This is a genomic window from Nonomuraea harbinensis (genome assembly GCF_019396385.1).
Lineage (GTDB): Bacteria > Actinomycetota > Actinomycetes > Streptosporangiales > Streptosporangiaceae > Nonomuraea > Nonomuraea ferruginea.
Genome location: NZ_JAHKRN010000013.1, coordinates 29786 through 44924 on the forward strand (window position 1 = coordinate 29786; position 15139 = coordinate 44924).

The 15139-nt window shown below is 71.1% G+C and carries 16 protein-coding genes; 9 read left to right on the top strand and 7 right to left on the bottom strand.

Going from position 1 to position 15139, the window contains the following annotated elements; all coding sequences use genetic code 11:
• The first annotated feature begins 117 nt into the window (after positions 1 to 117).
• The 3 genes from rplM to glmM all read left to right on the top strand — a co-directional run bounded on the left by rplM (position 118) and on the right by glmM (position 2555).
• On the top strand, positions 118 to 561 hold the full coding sequence (gene rplM, locus KME79_RS16065) for a 50S ribosomal protein L13 (protein ID WP_219545106.1): 444 nt from the start codon (positions 118 to 120) through the stop codon (positions 559 to 561).
• Positions 562 to 679: 118 nt separating this feature from the next.
• Positions 680 to 1201 carry a 30S ribosomal protein S9 gene (gene rpsI / locus KME79_RS16070; protein ID WP_148036805.1) on the top strand — a complete coding sequence of 174 codons (522 nt, stop codon included), beginning with the start codon at positions 680 to 682 and terminating at the stop codon, positions 1199 to 1201.
• A gap of 1 nt (position 1202) precedes the next feature.
• A complete protein-coding gene (gene glmM / locus KME79_RS16075; RefSeq protein WP_148036806.1) occupies positions 1203 to 2555 on the top strand; it encodes a phosphoglucosamine mutase in 1353 nt (450 codons plus the stop codon).
• Positions 2556 to 2591: 36 nt separating this feature from the next.
• On the opposite strand, the gene KME79_RS16080 is transcribed toward glmM, so the two are convergent.
• The 7 genes from KME79_RS16080 to coaA form a co-directional block, all read right to left on the bottom strand.
• On the bottom strand, positions 2592 to 3059 hold the full coding sequence (locus tag KME79_RS16080; RefSeq protein ID WP_219545107.1) for a hypothetical protein: 468 nt from the start codon (positions 3057 to 3059) through the stop codon (positions 2592 to 2594).
• Positions 3060 to 3061: 2 nt separating this feature from the next.
• Complete coding sequence (locus tag KME79_RS16085; protein WP_219545108.1) at positions 3062 to 4417, bottom strand: AAA family ATPase; 1356 nt, start codon at positions 4415 to 4417, stop codon at positions 3062 to 3064.
• 39 nt (positions 4418 to 4456) lie between these two features.
• On the bottom strand, positions 4457 to 5173 hold the full coding sequence (locus KME79_RS16090) for an ABC transporter permease (RefSeq protein WP_148036808.1): 717 nt from the start codon (positions 5171 to 5173) through the stop codon (positions 4457 to 4459).
• A gap of 1 nt (position 5174) precedes the next feature.
• On the bottom strand, positions 5175 to 6089 hold the full coding sequence (locus KME79_RS16095; protein WP_148036809.1) for an ABC transporter ATP-binding protein: 915 nt from the start codon (positions 6087 to 6089) through the stop codon (positions 5175 to 5177).
• Positions 6086 to 6943 (bottom strand): ABC transporter permease, encoded by an 858-nt coding sequence (locus tag KME79_RS16100; RefSeq protein WP_219545109.1) that lies wholly within the window; start codon positions 6941 to 6943, stop codon positions 6086 to 6088. Before KME79_RS16100 ends, KME79_RS16095 begins: the two co-directional genes overlap by 4 nt.
• Positions 6936 to 7844, bottom strand: a complete 909-nt coding sequence (locus KME79_RS16105; protein WP_219545110.1) for an ABC transporter ATP-binding protein — start codon at positions 7842 to 7844, stop codon at positions 6936 to 6938. The genes KME79_RS16100 and KME79_RS16105 overlap by 8 nt, the downstream gene beginning before the upstream one ends.
• Before the next feature lie 107 nt (positions 7845 to 7951).
• Positions 7952 to 8869: a type I pantothenate kinase gene (gene coaA, locus KME79_RS16110; RefSeq protein WP_148036812.1), complete on the bottom strand. Its 918-nt coding sequence runs from the start codon at positions 8867 to 8869 to the stop codon at positions 7952 to 7954.
• 171 nt (positions 8870 to 9040) lie between these two features.
• Here coaA and KME79_RS16115 point away from each other — a divergent pair, with 171 nt between their 5' ends.
• The 6 genes from KME79_RS16115 (at position 9041) to tsaE (ending at position 15113) form a co-directional block, all read left to right on the top strand.
• Entirely contained in the window at positions 9041 to 10453 is a 1413-nt protein-coding gene (locus tag KME79_RS16115) for an alkaline phosphatase PhoX (RefSeq protein ID WP_219545111.1), read from the top strand.
• A gap of 40 nt (positions 10454 to 10493) precedes the next feature.
• Positions 10494 to 10844: a holo-ACP synthase gene (locus KME79_RS16120; RefSeq protein WP_148036814.1), complete on the top strand. Its 351-nt coding sequence runs from the start codon at positions 10494 to 10496 to the stop codon at positions 10842 to 10844.
• 10 nt (positions 10845 to 10854) lie between these two features.
• A complete protein-coding gene (locus KME79_RS16125) occupies positions 10855 to 12342 on the top strand; it encodes an NAD(P)H-hydrate dehydratase (RefSeq protein WP_219545112.1) in 1488 nt (495 codons plus the stop codon).
• 100 nt (positions 12343 to 12442) lie between these two features.
• Positions 12443 to 13573: an alanine racemase gene (gene alr / locus KME79_RS16130; RefSeq protein ID WP_219545197.1), complete on the top strand. Its 1131-nt coding sequence runs from the start codon at positions 12443 to 12445 to the stop codon at positions 13571 to 13573.
• Complete coding sequence (locus tag KME79_RS16135; protein WP_219545113.1) at positions 13570 to 14658, top strand: alpha/beta fold hydrolase; 1089 nt, start codon at positions 13570 to 13572, stop codon at positions 14656 to 14658. The genes alr and KME79_RS16135 overlap by 4 nt, the downstream gene beginning before the upstream one ends.
• Entirely contained in the window at positions 14655 to 15113 is a 459-nt protein-coding gene (gene tsaE, locus KME79_RS16140; protein WP_148036817.1) for a tRNA (adenosine(37)-N6)-threonylcarbamoyltransferase complex ATPase subunit type 1 TsaE, read from the top strand. Before KME79_RS16135 ends, tsaE begins: the two co-directional genes overlap by 4 nt.
• Positions 15114 to 15139 lie beyond the last annotated feature (26 nt).

Here is a 15139-nt window from a genome sequence, read left to right on the forward strand (position 1 = left end):
CCTCTCGGGGCCGGGAGACGGAAGGTCCGGGCCGTCGTGTGCCCGCACCGACCGACCCCATAGCGCTGCCGTGTCCGGCGGCGCGCCGAAGACGCGAGCATAAAGAAGGCTACGACCGTGCGCACGTACTCACCGAAGCCCGCCGACGTCCAGCGTCAGTGGTACGTCATCGACGCGACCGATGTCGTCCTGGGCAGGCTGGCCAGCCACGTCGCGATCCTGCTCCGCGGCAAGCACAAGCCGATCTTCGCGAACCACGTCGACACCGGTGACTTCGTCATCGTCATCAACGCCGACAAGATCGCGCTGAGTGGCAACAAGCTTGAGCAGAAGAAGGCCTACCGCCACTCGGGTTACCCGGGCGGTCTGCGTTCCGTCAGCTACGGCGAGCTCATGGAGAAGCGGCCCGACAAGGCCGTCGAGAAGGCCGTCAAGGGCATGCTGCCGAAGAACTCCCTGGGCCGGAAGATGATCAAGAAGCTGAAGGTCTACGCGGGTCCCGAGCACCCGCACCAGGCCCAGCGGCCGGTGCCGTTCGAGATCACCCAGATCGCCCAGTAGACCTGCGGGGGGATGTCCCCCGTATGCCCCTCAAGGGGCAGTGAACCGAGTTTGATTTTCGTGGGGAAACCCCACGCCTTGCCCCCGATGGGGCAAGCGAAAGATTCAGAGGAGAACCGTGGCTGAGCCCACCGGTGTCGAGACGGCCGTCGAGGCCGAGCAGGAGGACTTCTCCACCGAGGAGTTCCCGTCCGAGTACACCACCGAATCCGCCGCCAGCGCCGACGCTCCCGTGCGCAAGCCCGTCACCACGGGCAACTCGTACGGCACCGGCCGCCGCAAGGAGGCGATCGCCCGCGTGCGCATCGTCCCCGGCACCGGCAAGTGGACGATCAACGGTCGTTCGCTGGACACCTACTTCCCCAACAAGGTCCACCAGCAGATCGTCAATGAGCCCTTCGTGGTGCTCGGCGCCGAAGAGGCGTTCGACGTCATCGCGCGCATCGACGGCGGCGGCGTGACCGGCCAGGCCGGCGCGCTGCGCATGGGCCTGTCCCGCGCGCTCGCGCTCCTGGACGTGGAAGTCAACCGCCCGCCGCTGAAGAAGGCCGGCTTCCTCACCCGTGACGCCCGCGCCACGGAGCGGAAGAAGTACGGCCTCAAGAAGGCCCGTAAGGCTCCGCAGTACAGCAAGCGCTGACTTGGCGCGGCTGTTCGGCACCGACGGGGTGCGTGGGGTCGCCGGGCGCGACCTCACGGCCGAGCTCGCCATGGACCTTTCGGTCGCGGCGGCTCATGTCCTCGGCGATGCAGGCGTGTTCGCCACCGGCTCCAGCCGCAGGAGGCCGGTGGCGGTCGTAGGCCGGGACCCGCGAGCCTCGGGGGAGTTCCTCGAGGCCGCCGTGGTCGCCGGCCTCGCGTCGTCCGGAGTGGACGTGCTGCGCCTCGGCGTGCTGCCCACCCCGGCCGTCGCCCATCTCACGGCCGCGCTCGGCGCCGACCTCGGCGTCATGCTCTCGGCCTCGCACAACGCGGCGCCCGACAACGGGATCAAGTTCCTGGCCAGGGGCGGCTTCAAGCTCTCCGACGCGGTCGAGGACGAGATCGAGCGGCGGCTCGGCGAGGAGTGGAGCTTCCCCGTCGGCTCGTCCGTGGGGCGGGTGCGTGACGCGTACGGCGAGGCCGACCGTTACATCAGCCACGCGCTCGACACCGTCAGCGCCCGGCTCGACGGGCTCCACGTCGTGGTCGACTGCGCCCATGGCGCGGCCCACATGGTGGCGCCCGAGGCGCTGCTGCGCGCCGGCGCGCGGGTGGAGGCCATCGGCGCCCGGCCCGACGGCCTCAACATCAACGACGGCTACGGCTCCACCCATCTCGACAAGCTGACGCAGGTCGTGGTCTCGCGCGGCGCCGACGTCGGCATCGCCTACGACGGCGACGCCGACCGCTGCCTGGCGGTCGACCACACCGGCGCGGTCGTCGACGGCGACCAGATCATGGCCATCCTGGCCGTGGACATGCACGAGCAGGGCTCGCTGGCCAAGGACACCGTGGTCGCGACCGTCATGTCCAACCTGGGCTTCAAGCTGGCCATGCGCGAGGCGGGCATCACCGTGATCGAGACCGCGGTGGGCGACCGTTACGTGCTGGAGCGGATGAAGGCCGAGGGCTACAACCTGGGCGGCGAGCAGTCGGGCCACGTCATCATGCTCGACCACGCCACCACGGGCGACGGCCTGCTCACCTCGCTCCACCTGCTGTCGGTGGTGGCCAGGTCCGGCCGGTCGCTGCGCGAGCTGGCGTCGGTGATGACCGCGCTGCCGCAGATCCTGATCAACGTCAAGGGCGTCGACCGGGGCAAGGCCGCCGCGCCGGAGCTCAAGTCGGCCGTGACCGAGGCCGAGGTCGAGCTGGGCGAGACGGGCCGGGTGCTGATCCGGCCCAGCGGGACCGAGCCGATGATCCGCGTCATGGTGGAGGCCTCCTCGGAGGAGGAAGCCTCCAAGGTCGCGGAGCGCCTCGCCGACGTGGTCCGCACCGTCTGCGCCTGAACGCGCCTCCGGGTACGGGATCGCCGTGCCCGGAGGTCAGGCGTGAGACCTGAGCTGGTCGTCGAGAGTCCAGATGCCTGCCTCGACCCCGCTCACCCGTCTCTGATAAAGCTCGCGTTCGGCGAGGATGCACAGATCACCCAACCCGAGCTTGCTCATGACGTGATCGGTCAGCGGGACTCCGGTTCCTGCCCCGTCGATGAGCGCTCGCAGGAACTCCGGCCCCCACTCCACGGAGTGAAGCACCCACGGCGCCTTGCCCTCGATGACCAGCCGCAGGAGCTGGGAGAGCTTGTCGGCATACTGGCGGCGCAGCCGGCCGTCGGCCAGCTGGGCGATGTGATTACCGGTCTCGATCACCGCTGTCACGGGGAGGATCAGCCTGCAGCGGCTGCGTTTGTCCGCAAGCTGGCCTGAGACCATCTCGCGGTCCTGGTTCTTCCCGGGGATGTCGAGAAGGTTGCAGAGGACTGAGGTGTCGACGAACTCGACCCGGCGGCTCATGGTCACCCAAGCCCCATCAGGCGGTCGAACTCGGTGTGGTCGTCGTTCTCGGGAGGACTCTGCTCCAGCAGCCCCGAGGTGATGACGGCTCCGAGGTCGCCTTGTGCCATCAGGCTCGGGTAACCAGCAAGATCCGGCAGCTTGGTGAGCCGGGAAAGACCTGTCTCGCGATCCCGGGTGCTGACCACCACGTTCCGGTGATCCTCTCGCGAAAGGGCCGACAGCAGCGCGGGGCTGTGTGTGGTGAACACCGTTTGGGCGGTGCGTTCCTCAGTAGCGCTCTTCACCAGCTTGAGGAGCTGCGAGGCCTGCGACGGATGCAGGCCGTTCTCCAGTTCCTCGATGACCAGCAAGGGGATCGCCGCTCCGTCCGTGGGCTCACGCCGGTTGAGGTCGAGGTCTCTGCCCTGGCGGAGCAGCGTCGTGGCGATGGCGATGAACCGCAGCAGACCGTCGCTCATCTCGCGGGCCGGCGTCGTGGCACCGTCTTCTCGCAGCGCGAGCATCAGGTCATCGAGCTCGGAGCGGATGAGCTCGATGCCGGATATCTCGTGGTCGACGAGAGCTTGGGCGTGCCGCAGCAGCCGCTCGTAGGCCGCGGGGTCGACGTGCTTGAGGTGCCCGACGACCGCGGAGATGTTCTCCGCGGTCCTGCGCAGGCGGATGTCCCGGCTGGGAACGTACTGGCGCATCAGATGCGGGACCGGGTCCAGATGGAAGACGCCGCGCAGAGTGTCCAGGACATCCTGCGCCGCTGCGGCCACATGACGCTCCGCATCAGTCGTCAGGTCCAGTCTGAGAGGCAGTTGCGCGGTCAGCAGCCGGGACGAGCGGAAGGTGGCCTTCGGATCGCGGCCCGGTCGCCCGTTGTAGTAGCGCGCTTCGATGCTTCCGCTTCCTTCGGAAGAGCTCACGCCATGCAGCAGCGTATGGAACGCACGCCCGGCCAGATCGTTGGTCCGCCGGAGCTTGCCGGAGAATCCTCGAAGCGATTCGCTGATGATCCCGGGCTCGGGGCGCACGCGGATCTCGACATCGAAAATGATCCCGACGTACGCGCCATGTTCGACGCGATCAAAGTTGATCACCTGACAACCCAGCCGGAACGTGTCCTCTCCATGGGGAGGGCAGCCCGTGATGCCCCCCCGCAACGGGCCTTCGTCCCCCCGCCTGCTGTCGAGGGAGTCGACGATGTCGCCACCCTCTGCGAGCCGCGAGAGCACCTCCAGCCCGTCGAGAGCGTTGGATTTTCCGCTGCTGTTCCGGCCGATGAGCAACGTCATGTCACCCAGCGGGAGGCGAGCGTCGCGAAAGGTCTTGAAGCTCGTCAGACTCAGCTGGGTCAGGCGCGCGGGCATGGCACAACGTTACACGCGGGTCGATCAGTCGCCTGGTCGCTATTCGTCGCCCGTCAGGGAGAAGACCCGCAGGCGGCGGCCGGCCCAGAAGACGGCGGCGACGGTGACGACGACCAGGGCGGGGACGGCGAAGGCCAGGGTGACCTCCGCCTCGAAGAACGGCGAGGTGACGACCTGGTCGGCGACCGTCTGGCCCCACTGCTGGATGGAGAAGCGCTTGGCCCCCGGCACCAGGCTGCCGACCAGCGACTCCCAGACGAGGGCGTAGATGATGCCGATCGTGACCGCGTGGCGGGTGACGACGCCGAGCAGCAGGAAGACGGCCGCGTAGGCGATGCCCGCGACGAGGGTGCCGAGGGCGAAGCCGGCGGCGATGCCGTCTTCGTTGCCCACGAGGATCCAGGCCGCCAGGTAGGTGGGCACGGCCGCGAACACGGCCACCAGCGAGGCAGCCACCGCGAACTTGGTCCACGCGACGAGCGGCCGGGAGATCGGCTTGGACATCAGGTGGATGATGGTGCCGTCGTCGATCTCGGGGGCGATCACTCCTGTGCCGGCGATGAGGCCGAGCAACGGCAGGAGGGTGCCGATGGCGAAGTTCTGCATCAGCAGCACGGCCGTGCGCTGGTCGCCGCCGCCGAAGAAGCTGAACATGAGGGCCAGGGCGATCAGCGCCAGGGGCAGCAGGAGCAGCAGGACGACCCTGCGCCTGCCCAGCAGCGCCCGGTAGGTGATGCCTGCCACGACGGTGTTCATGTCAGCTGCTCCTGTTGATCAGGTAGGAGAAGACGCTCTCCAGGTCCTCGTCGGCGGGTGACACCTCGTGCAGGCGCACGCCCTGGTCGCGGGCCACGCGGGGGAGCAGCCTGGCGAACCGGCGGAACTCGGTGGCCTGCACCTCCAGGCCGTCGAGGCTGAGCGTGACGCCCCCGGCGGAATCGTCGCGGATGAGGGCGGCGGCGAGCTTGCGGTCGTCGCTGGAGCGGATCCTGAACAGGTGGGGCCGGTCGGTCATGAGCCGGCGGATGTCGCGGAAGTTGCCCGAGGCGGCGTGGCGGCCCGAGACCAGCACCTCGATGTGCTGGGCGACCCGCTCGACCTCCTCCAGGATGTGGGAGCTGAACAGGATGGTCTTGCCTGCGGTGCCCATCGACCGGATGAGGTCCATCAGGTGGAGCCGCTGGCGTGGGTCCATGCCGTTGAAGGGCTCGTCGAGCAGCAGCACGCCGGGGTCGTGGACGAGCGCGGCGGCGACCTTGACCCGCTGGCGCATGCCCTTGGAGTAGGTCTCGACCCGGCGGTCCTTCGGCTCCTCCATCTCGACCGTGGCCAGGGCCTTGCGGGCGGCCTCCTCCGGGTTGGGCAGGCCGTGGAGCCTGGCCGCCGAGAGCACGAACTGCCAGCCGGTCAGGAAGCCGTAGACGCCCTCGCGCTCGGGCACCAGGCCGATGTCGCGGTAGACGTGGTGGTTCTTCCAGACGGCGGCGCCGTCGAGGGTGACGGTGCCGCCGGAGGGGGACAGGAACCCGGCCATCATGTGGAGGAGCGTCGACTTGCCGGCTCCGTTGGGCCCGAGCAGTCCGGTGACGCCGGGCCCGATCGTCATGGTGACGTCGTTGACCGCGACGACGTTGCCGTACCAGCGGGAGACCTGGGAGAGCTCGATCTTCACTGCGAGGCCGCCTTCCGGTAGCGCGCAGACAGGACCGCCATGGCGGCGGCGATGAGGGCCAGCACGATCAGGATCGGCGCCGGGCCACCGGGGTAGGCGCCGTCGGGGATGTGGGCCGTGCTGCCGAACAGCCACACCTGCGCGGCGTCGACCAGCCAGAACGGGTTGATCAGCCAGCCCCAGGCGCCGGCCGACCGGTAACCGGACTCGTAGAGCGCGGCGTAGATCATCGGCGCCGCGCCGGTGGACAGCAGGTAGACGGTGATCACCGAGGCGACGCCGAGCCCGCGCCGGGGCGTCAGCGCGGCCAGCGCCAGCCCCACGGTGGACAGCAGCACGGCCAGCACCGCGGCCATGGTCACCGCGCCGAGGTATTCGCCGGTGGGCGGCGGGCCGGGCATGTCGACGAGCAGGTCGCCGACGAACATCACCGTCAGCGGGACGGCCACCAGCAGGAACAGCGCCACGGTCATGGCCGCGACCTTGGCTCCGACGTACTCGGTGATGGTGACCGGGCGGGAGAGGTAGAGCGGCAGGACGCGGTGGCGCAGGTCGGGGGCGACCACGGTGGGCGCCTGGGAGGCCAGGAAGATGGCCACCACGGCCTGCATGACCACGGCGTAGCCGCTGTAGTCGCCGACCCGCTGCTGGATCATCGCCATCGTCGCGATCGAAACCACGACGGGGAACATCATGATGGCGGCCAGCGAGAACGGCATGATCTTGGATCGGGCGGGCCTGCCGAGGCCGAAGACGCCGCGCAGGCTGTGGACGCCCAGCGCCAGCACGGTGTGGTGGCGGCCCAGCCGGGGGCCGTCGTAGTGGCGGTAGCCGATGTCGTAGATCTCAGACATGGGCGGCCTCCCCCCTGAAGACGTCCTCGATGCGGTTGCGGCCCTGCTCCAGGCGGATGAGGCACAGGTCGAGGTCGGCGGTGGCGTCGCGGACGGCGTCGTAGGTCTCGGGGCCGCGCACCTTGACGAGGAGCATGCGGCCGTGCGGGGTGACGGTCTGGCCCAGCTCGGCCAGCCGCCCGGCCAGCGCGTCGGCGCCCTCCTCGACCTCGACCGTGATGGTCTCGGTGGCTTGGGTGAACTCGGTGATGGCGGACGAGCGCAGCAGCCGGCCGGAGTCGATCACGATGACGTGGTCGCAGACCCGCTCCAGCTCGCCGAGCAGGTGGGAGGTGACGAGCACGCTGATGCCGAACTCGGTGCCGATGCGCCGGATCAGGGTCAGCATCTCGTCGCGGCCCCGGGGGTCGAGCCCGTTGGTCGGCTCGTCGAGGAAGATCAGCTTGGGGTCGTGGACGATCGCCTGGGCGAGCTTGACCCGCTGCTTCATGCCGGTGGAGTAGCCGCCGATCGGGCGGTAGCGCTCTTCGGCGAGGCCGACGTGGCGCAGCACGTCGGCGGCGCGCTCGCGGGCGGCGGTGCGCGGCAGCCCCGACATCCGCGCGAGGTGGACGACCAGCTCGGTCGCGGACACGTCGGGCGGCAGGCACTCGTGCTCCGGCATGTAGCCGACCAGCCTGCGGATCTCGGCGCTCTGGGTGAAGGCGTCGAGGCCGAGCACGGCGGCCCGGCCCTCGGACACCGGCAGCAGGCCGAGCAGGATCTTGATGAGTGTCGATTTGCCCGCGCCGTTCGCCCCGACGAGGCCGGTGACGCCGGGACCGACGGTGACCGTGAGCCGGTCGAGCGCCGTGACGGTGGGGAAGCGTTTGGTCAGCCCCTCGATGGCGAGGATGTGCATGCCCCGGACCCTACCGGCCGGGGATGCCGCGAATCGTCGTCCCAAGGGATGAATGGGTGTCATCCCTGAGCCGGCATCGGGGCCCCGGCCAGGGTCCTCCTCAGGGATCAGGTCCTGCGCAGCACCACCCGCCGGACGGAGTGGTCGCGGCCCTTGTGCATGACCAGGTCGGCGCGGCCGCGGGTGGGGGCGATGTTGTCGATCAGGTTGCGTTCGTTGATGTCGCGCCAGACGTTGACGGCGAACTTCGTCGCCTCGTCGTACGGCATGTCCGCGATGTACTTGAAGTAGGACTTGGGGTCTTCGAAGGCGGTGCGGCGGAGCTTGTGGAAGCGGTCGACGTACCACGTGCGGACGTGTTCCACCTTGGCGTCGACGTAGATGGAGAAGTCGAAGTAGTCGTTGACGGCGAGGGAGGTGGGCGGGGCGGGCTGGAGGACGTTGAGCCCTTCCATGATGAGGATGTCTGGATTTTTCACGACCTGGGAGGCGCCGGGGACGATGTCGTACTCCAGATGGCTGTAGACCGGCGCGTGCACCTCGGCCGCCCCCGCCTTCACCTCCGCCACGAACCGCACCAGCGCCCGCCGGTCGTAGCTCTCGGGGAAGCCCTTGCGATGCATGATGCCCTTGGACTCCAGCACCGCGTTCGGATAGAGGAAGCTGTCCGTCGTCACCAACTCCACGTGCGGATGCTCCGGCCACCTCGCCAGCAGCGTGTGGAGCAGCCGCGCCGTCGTCGACTTGCCGACCGCGACGCTGCCCGCGATGCCCAGGACGTACGGCACGCGCCGCTCGTGATGCCCGAGGAAGGCGCTCAGCACGCTGCTGCGCTGCTTGGATCCGGTGAAATGGAGGTTGAGCAGCCGGGTCAGCGGCAGATAGATGTCGGTCACTTCGGTGAGGTCGATGGGGTCGTCAACGCCGCGCAGCTCTTCCAGCTCGTCCGCGGTGAGAGTCAAGGGCGTGTTCTTGCGGAGGTCGCTCCACTGCTCCCTGCTCAGTTCAACGTAACCGTTGTTCACCTTGGCAGCGTAACGACGCGGTCCAGCTTGCCCATCAGCCGGGGTATCCACAGGCTGTGGATGAAAACGGGGATTACCGATAACCAGTTCGGGGAAGGATGCAGGATTCGCCGGAATGGTGGGGATACCTGGGGTTATCGTGCGGGTAGTCGTCGCCGTCTCGGAGGTCGTGTGGACCGTCGCAGCTTCCTGGCCAGGGCGGCCGTGCTGGCGGCCGGGCCGTTCGCGGGGGTCGCGTGCGCGGGCGCGCGCGGCGGCGCCGTGCCCGTCACGGGCGACGGGCCGCGCGGAGGGTACGGGCGGCTGAGACCGGTGCGCGACCTGGCCGACGGCGAGGTCCGGCTGCACCTGCCCGAGGGGTTCCGCTACCGCTCGTTCGGCGCGGCCGGTGAGCGGTTACCCGGCGGCGGCGTGGTGCCGGGCAGCCACGACGGCATGGCCGCGTTCCGCGGCCCGCGCGACACCGCGATCCTCGTCCGCAACCACGAGGTCGGCGGCCCCGTCAGCGCGTTCGGCGACCCTGACCTCGCCTACGACAGGATGGCCGGCGGCGGCACCTTCACCCTGCGGGTCACCCGCGAAGGCGAGGTGCTCAGGAGCCGCCCGTCGCTCAGCGGCACACTGCGGAACTGCTCCGGCGGCCCCATGCCGTGGGGCGCCTGGATCAGCTGCGAGGAGACCGTGGACGGCCCCGACGTGGCCGGCGCCGGCAACGACCGGCTGACCAGGAAGCACGGCTACGTCTTCGAGGTCCCCCTGAAGGGCGCCGCCAGCGGCCGGCCGATCAGGGCCGCGGGACGGTTCGCGCACGAGTCCGCCGCCTTCGACCCCGCCACCGGCACCCTCTATCTCACCGAGGACAACTACCACCATCCCTCGGGTTTCTACCGGTACGTCGCGCCGGAGCACCCGATGCGGGCCGGGAGGCTGCTCGACGGCGGCAAGCTGCAGATGCTCGCGGTCAAGGGCGAGCCGCGCGCCGACCTGTCCGTGGGACACCGCACCGGCGGCACGTTCGCCACCACCTGGGTGGACATCGAGGAGCCCGACCCCGCACTGCCCGCCGGGACCTCCAGGGCCCAGGCCGGGAAGGCCGTCGGCGGGCAGGGCAGGACCGCGGGCGCGGCGGTCTTCGCCAGGCTCGAAGGCGCCGTCCACCACCGGGGCACCATCTACTTCGTCTCCACACAGGGCGGCGACGCGGCCCCGGACGACGACCCGCCCGACGGCTTCGGCGACGGGCGCGGCCAGGTCTGGGCGTACGAGACGTGGAGCGGCACGCTCAGGCTCGTCTACCAGTCGCCCCGCGCCGCCGCCCTCGACCTGCCCGACAACGTGACGGTCAGCGACCGCGGCACGCTCGTGCTCTGCGAGGACGGCGACGGCGACAACTACCTGCGCGGGCTCACCAGGAACGGGGAGATCTTCGACTTCTGCCGCCTGGAGCCCATCCCGGGCGATCCCGGCGCCGAGTTCGCCGGCACCACGTTCGGGCCCGGCGGGCACACCCTGTACGTGAACGTCCAGGCGGAGCGGGGCCGCACGATCGCCATCTGGGGTCCCTGGGCACGAGGCGCCTTCTGACGTCCCCGTCGAGCGGATCTTCTGGGGGTAACCTGGGGCGATGATCCTCGGCATCGGGGTCGACGTGGTCGACATCGCACGCTTCCGCGACGCTCTGGAGCGCACACCCGCGCTGCGCGAGAGGCTGTTCACCGAGGTCGAGCGGGATCTCGCGATCCAGTCGCTGGCCGCCAGGTTCGCCGCCAAGGAGGCCGTGGCCAAGGCGCTCGGCGCGCCGCGCGGGCTGAGCCACCTGGAGGCCGAGGTGCGCCGCGACCGCAGCGGCAGGCCCGAGCTGTGCGTCACCGGCGAGGCCGCCGAGGTCGCCCGCCGGCTGGGCGTCCAGCGCTGGCACGTCTCGCTGAGCCACGACGGCGGCGTCGCGATGGCTTACGTGATCGCCGAAGGATAGTTTGGTCAGGGTGTTCACCGCCTACACCGCCGACCAGATCAGGACCGCCGAGCGCGCGCTGATGGCCACCCTGCCGCAGGGCACGCTCATGCTGCGCGCCGCGACCGGGCTGGCCGCCGTCTGCGCCGCCATGCTTCCCCGCGTGTACGGGAGCCGCGTCGTGCTGCTCGTGGGCAGCGGCGACAACGGCGGCGACGCCCTCCACGCCGGGGCGGTCCTCGCCAGGCGCGGCGCGGGGGTGACGGCGGTGCTCGCCGGCTCCCGCGTCCACGAGGCGGGCCTGGCCGCGCTCCTGGCCGCGGGCGGGGTGTCCCGGAAGCCCGGTGGCGGGGACGACGTCCGCCGTGCCGTCGAGGGCGCAGACCTGATCGTCGACGGGCTGGTCGGGATCGGGGCGTCGGGGGCGTTGCGCGAGCCGTACGCCGGGCTGGCGGAGACGGCCGGTCACGCCGCCGCGCCGGTCGTCGCCGTGGACGTGCCCAGCGGCGTCGACGCCTCCACCGGCAGGGTCGAGGGGGGCGCGGTCCGGGCGGCGGTGACGGTGACGATGGGGGCGCTCAAGACCGGCCTGCTGGTCGACCCGGGCGCCGCACACGCGGGCCGGGTGGAGCTGATCGACATCGGGCTCGGCCCGTACCTGCCAGGCCCTGACGTCACCGCGCTCACCCGCGCGTCCGTACGGGCCACGCTGCCGCGACCGGCGGCCGCCTCCGACAAGTACCGCAGGGGAGTGGTCGGCGTCGTCGCGGGCAGCGACCAGTACACCGGCGCCGCGGTGCTCGCCGTCGGCGGCGCGCTGCACGCGGGGGCGGGCATGGTCCGCTACGCCGGGCCATCCCGGCCGGTCGGCCAGGTGCGGGCCCGCTGGCCCGAGGCGGTCGTGACCGAACTGGCCGAGCCGTCGATCGACGACGTGGGACGGGTGCAGGCGTGGGTGCTCGGGCCCGGGCTCGGCACCGGCCGATGGGCCCGCGAGCTGGTCCTCCGGGTGCTCGCCACCGACGTGCCCGTGCTGGTGGACGCCGACGGCCTGAACGTCGTGGCCCACGACGTCTCGCTGCTCCGCCGTACCGCGCCGGTCCTGATCACCCCGCACGCGGGCGAGCTGGCGCGGCTGACCGGGGCGGCGCGCGGTGACATCGAGGCGGCGCCGCTCGCGCACGCGCGGGCGGCGGCGGCCGAGCTGGGCGTCACCGTGCTGCTCAAGGGGTCCACCACGGTCGTCGCCGAGGAGGGCGAGCCGGCCCGGGTCAACGGCACGGGCACGCCGTGGCTGGCCACCGGCGGCACCGGCGACGTGCTGTCCGGCATCGCGGGGTCGCTGCTCGCCCAGGGGCTCGGCGCGCGGGACGCGGGCTCGTGCGCCGCCTACCTGCACGGCCTGGCCGGGAGGATCGCCGCCGACGGAGCGCCGCTCACAGCCGCCGCGGTGGCCGAGGCGCTCCCCGCCGCCATCCGGTCGCTGGACGAAGAAAGCGCGCGGAGCCTGGCGCCGTGAGCGGCGAGACCGTGGGCCCTGCCGTCATCGGGGTTCTGAGCGGCGGAAATCGCGCTCGACCACGTTCAGGAGCTGCCAAACTAGAAGGATGAGCTCCCCGATGGCGACGCCCGCGGAGGCGCGGGTAGACCTGACCGCGATCAGGCACAACGTGGCGCTGCTGCGCGAGCGGGCGTCCGGCGCCGAGCTGATGACCGCCGTCAAGGCCGACGCCTACGGGCACGGGCTGGTGCCCGCCTCCGAGGCCATGCTGGAGGCCGGCGCGGGCCGGCTCGGCACCGCGTTCGTCCAGGAGGCGCTCGACCTGCGCGCCGCCGGCGTCACCGCGCCGATCCTGGCCTGGCTCATCACGCCCGGCGAGCCGATAGGCGAGGCGATCGGGGCCGACGTCGAGGTGTCGGCCTCCGACGAGCGGCTGCTCGGCGAGATCGCCGCCGCCGCCCGCGCCACCGGTGTCACCGCCCGCGTCCACCTGGAGGCCGACACCGGCATGAGCAGGGGCGGCGCGCCGCTCGCCGCCTGGCCCGGCCTGCTGCGCAAGGCGCTGGAGCTGCAGGCGGAGGGCGCCGTCGAGGTCGTCGGCATCTGGTCACACTTCGCCTGCGCCGACATCCCCGGCCATCCAGCCGTCGAATCCCAGACCGACGCCTTCGAGACCGCGCTCAAACTGGCCGAGCAGGCGGGCGTGGCCGGCTCCCACGTGATCAGGCACCTCGCCAACTCGGCCGCCGTGATGACCCTGCCCAGGACGCACTTCGACATGGTGCGCGCCGGCATCGCCGTCTACGGTCTGAGCCCCGTCCCCGAGCTGGGCGACTTCGGGCTGCGCCAGGCCATGACGCTCGTCGCGCGCCTCGCCATGGTCAAACGGGTGGCGGAGGGCTCGGGGGTGTCCTACGGGCACCTCTACGTGACCGGCCGCGAGACCACGCTCGGCCTGGTCCCGCTCGGCTACGCCGACGGGATCCTGCGCCACGCGACCGACCGCGCGGAGGTGCTGGCCGGCGGCAGGCGAAGGCGGGTGGCCGGCCGAGTGTGCATGGACCAGTTCATGATCGATGTGGGTGACGACCCGTTGCGGGCAGGCGACGAGGTCGTCCTGTTCGGACCGGGAGACCAGGGCGAGCCGACCGCTCAGGAGTGGGCGGATACCCTCGGCACGATCACGCATGAGATCGTGACGAGGATCGGGGCGCGCGTGCCGAGGGTCTACGAGGGACAGAGGACATGACGACGACAACACGCCGCAGGTTCGGGATCGCCGGCGCGCTCGTCGGCGCGGCGTCCGCGGGCATCGCGGCCGCGGCCATGGCCAAGCGCTACGCGGTCGGCCGCATCCGCCTCCGCCCCGACCTGGAGGCCAGCGAGCCCTTCGGCGAGCTGGGCGGCAGCTCCCACACGCTCATCACCTCCGACGGCGTGGCCCTGCACGTCGAGGTCGACGGGCCGAAGGAGCGAAGGCCCCAGGAGGAAGGCGGCGACGACGGACACGACGCGCCGCTGACCGTCGTGCTGTGCCATGGCTACTGTCTCAGTCTCGAATCGTGGCACTACCAGCGCAGGGACCTGCGCGAGCACCACCGCGTCGTGGTGTGGGACCAGCGCTCGCACGGCCGCTCCCAGCGCGCCGTCTCCGGCGACACCTCGATCGACCGGCTCGGCGACGACCTTGCCGAGGTGCTCGACCAGTTCGTGCCGGGGCCGTGCGTGCTCGTCGGCCACTCCATGGGCGGCATGACGATCATGGCGCTGGCCGACCGCCACCCGGAGCTGTTCGGCGACCGGGTGCGCGGCGTCGCCCTCATCGCCACCTCCGCGGGCAAGCTGGCCGAGCTGACGCTCGGGCTGCCCGCTCTGGTGTCCAAGGCCGTCCACAAGGTCGCCCCGACCACGGTGTCGATGCTCGGACGCCGGGGCTCCCTCGTCGACCGCACCCGCCACGCGGGCAGCGACATCGCCTTCCTGCTGACCCGCTACATGGCCTTCGGCGACTCCAAGAACGTCAGCCCCACCCTCGTCGACTTCGCCGAGTCCATGATCAGGGCGACCCCGACCGAGGTGGTCGCCGACTTCTATCCCGCGCTGATGAACCACGACAAGCTGTCCGCGCTGCACGTGCTCGACCCGGTGCCGACCGCGATCATGGTCGGTGACCAGGACTGGCTGACTCCCCCCGACCACAGCCGCGCCATGGCCGAGGCGCTGCCCAAGGCCCAGTTCATCGAGGTGCCCGACACCTCGCACCTGATCCAGCTCGAACGTCCCGGCGCCGTCACCGACGCGCTCCGCGACCTGATCAAGAGGGTGGGCGTGTGAGGCTGCGCACCGCCGAGGAGACGCGCGCGTACGGCACGCGCCTGGCATCCCTGCTGCGCCCCGGCGACCTGCTGGTCCTGTCGGGCCCGCTCGGCGCCGGCAAGACCACGCTCGTGCAGGGCATCGCCGAAGGGCTCAAGGTCCGCGGGCCGATCACCTCGCCCACCTTCGTCATCGCCCGGGTGCACCCGTCGCTGTGCGGCGGCCCCGCGCTGGTCCACGCCGACGCCTACCGGCTCGGCGGCGACCTGGAGGTGGACGACCTCGACCTCGACGCCTCGCTGGAGGAGTCGGTGACGGTCGTCGAGTGGGGCGAGGGCCTGGTCGAAGGGCTCGCCGAAGACCGCCTGGAGATCCACATCGACCGCGAGTCGGGCGACGACGCCCGCACCGTGACCCTGCGCGGCGTCGGCCCGCGCTGGGCCGACACGCCGACTGACGCCGCACAAGAGTAAAACCCGCACCAACTCCGGGTCATGCT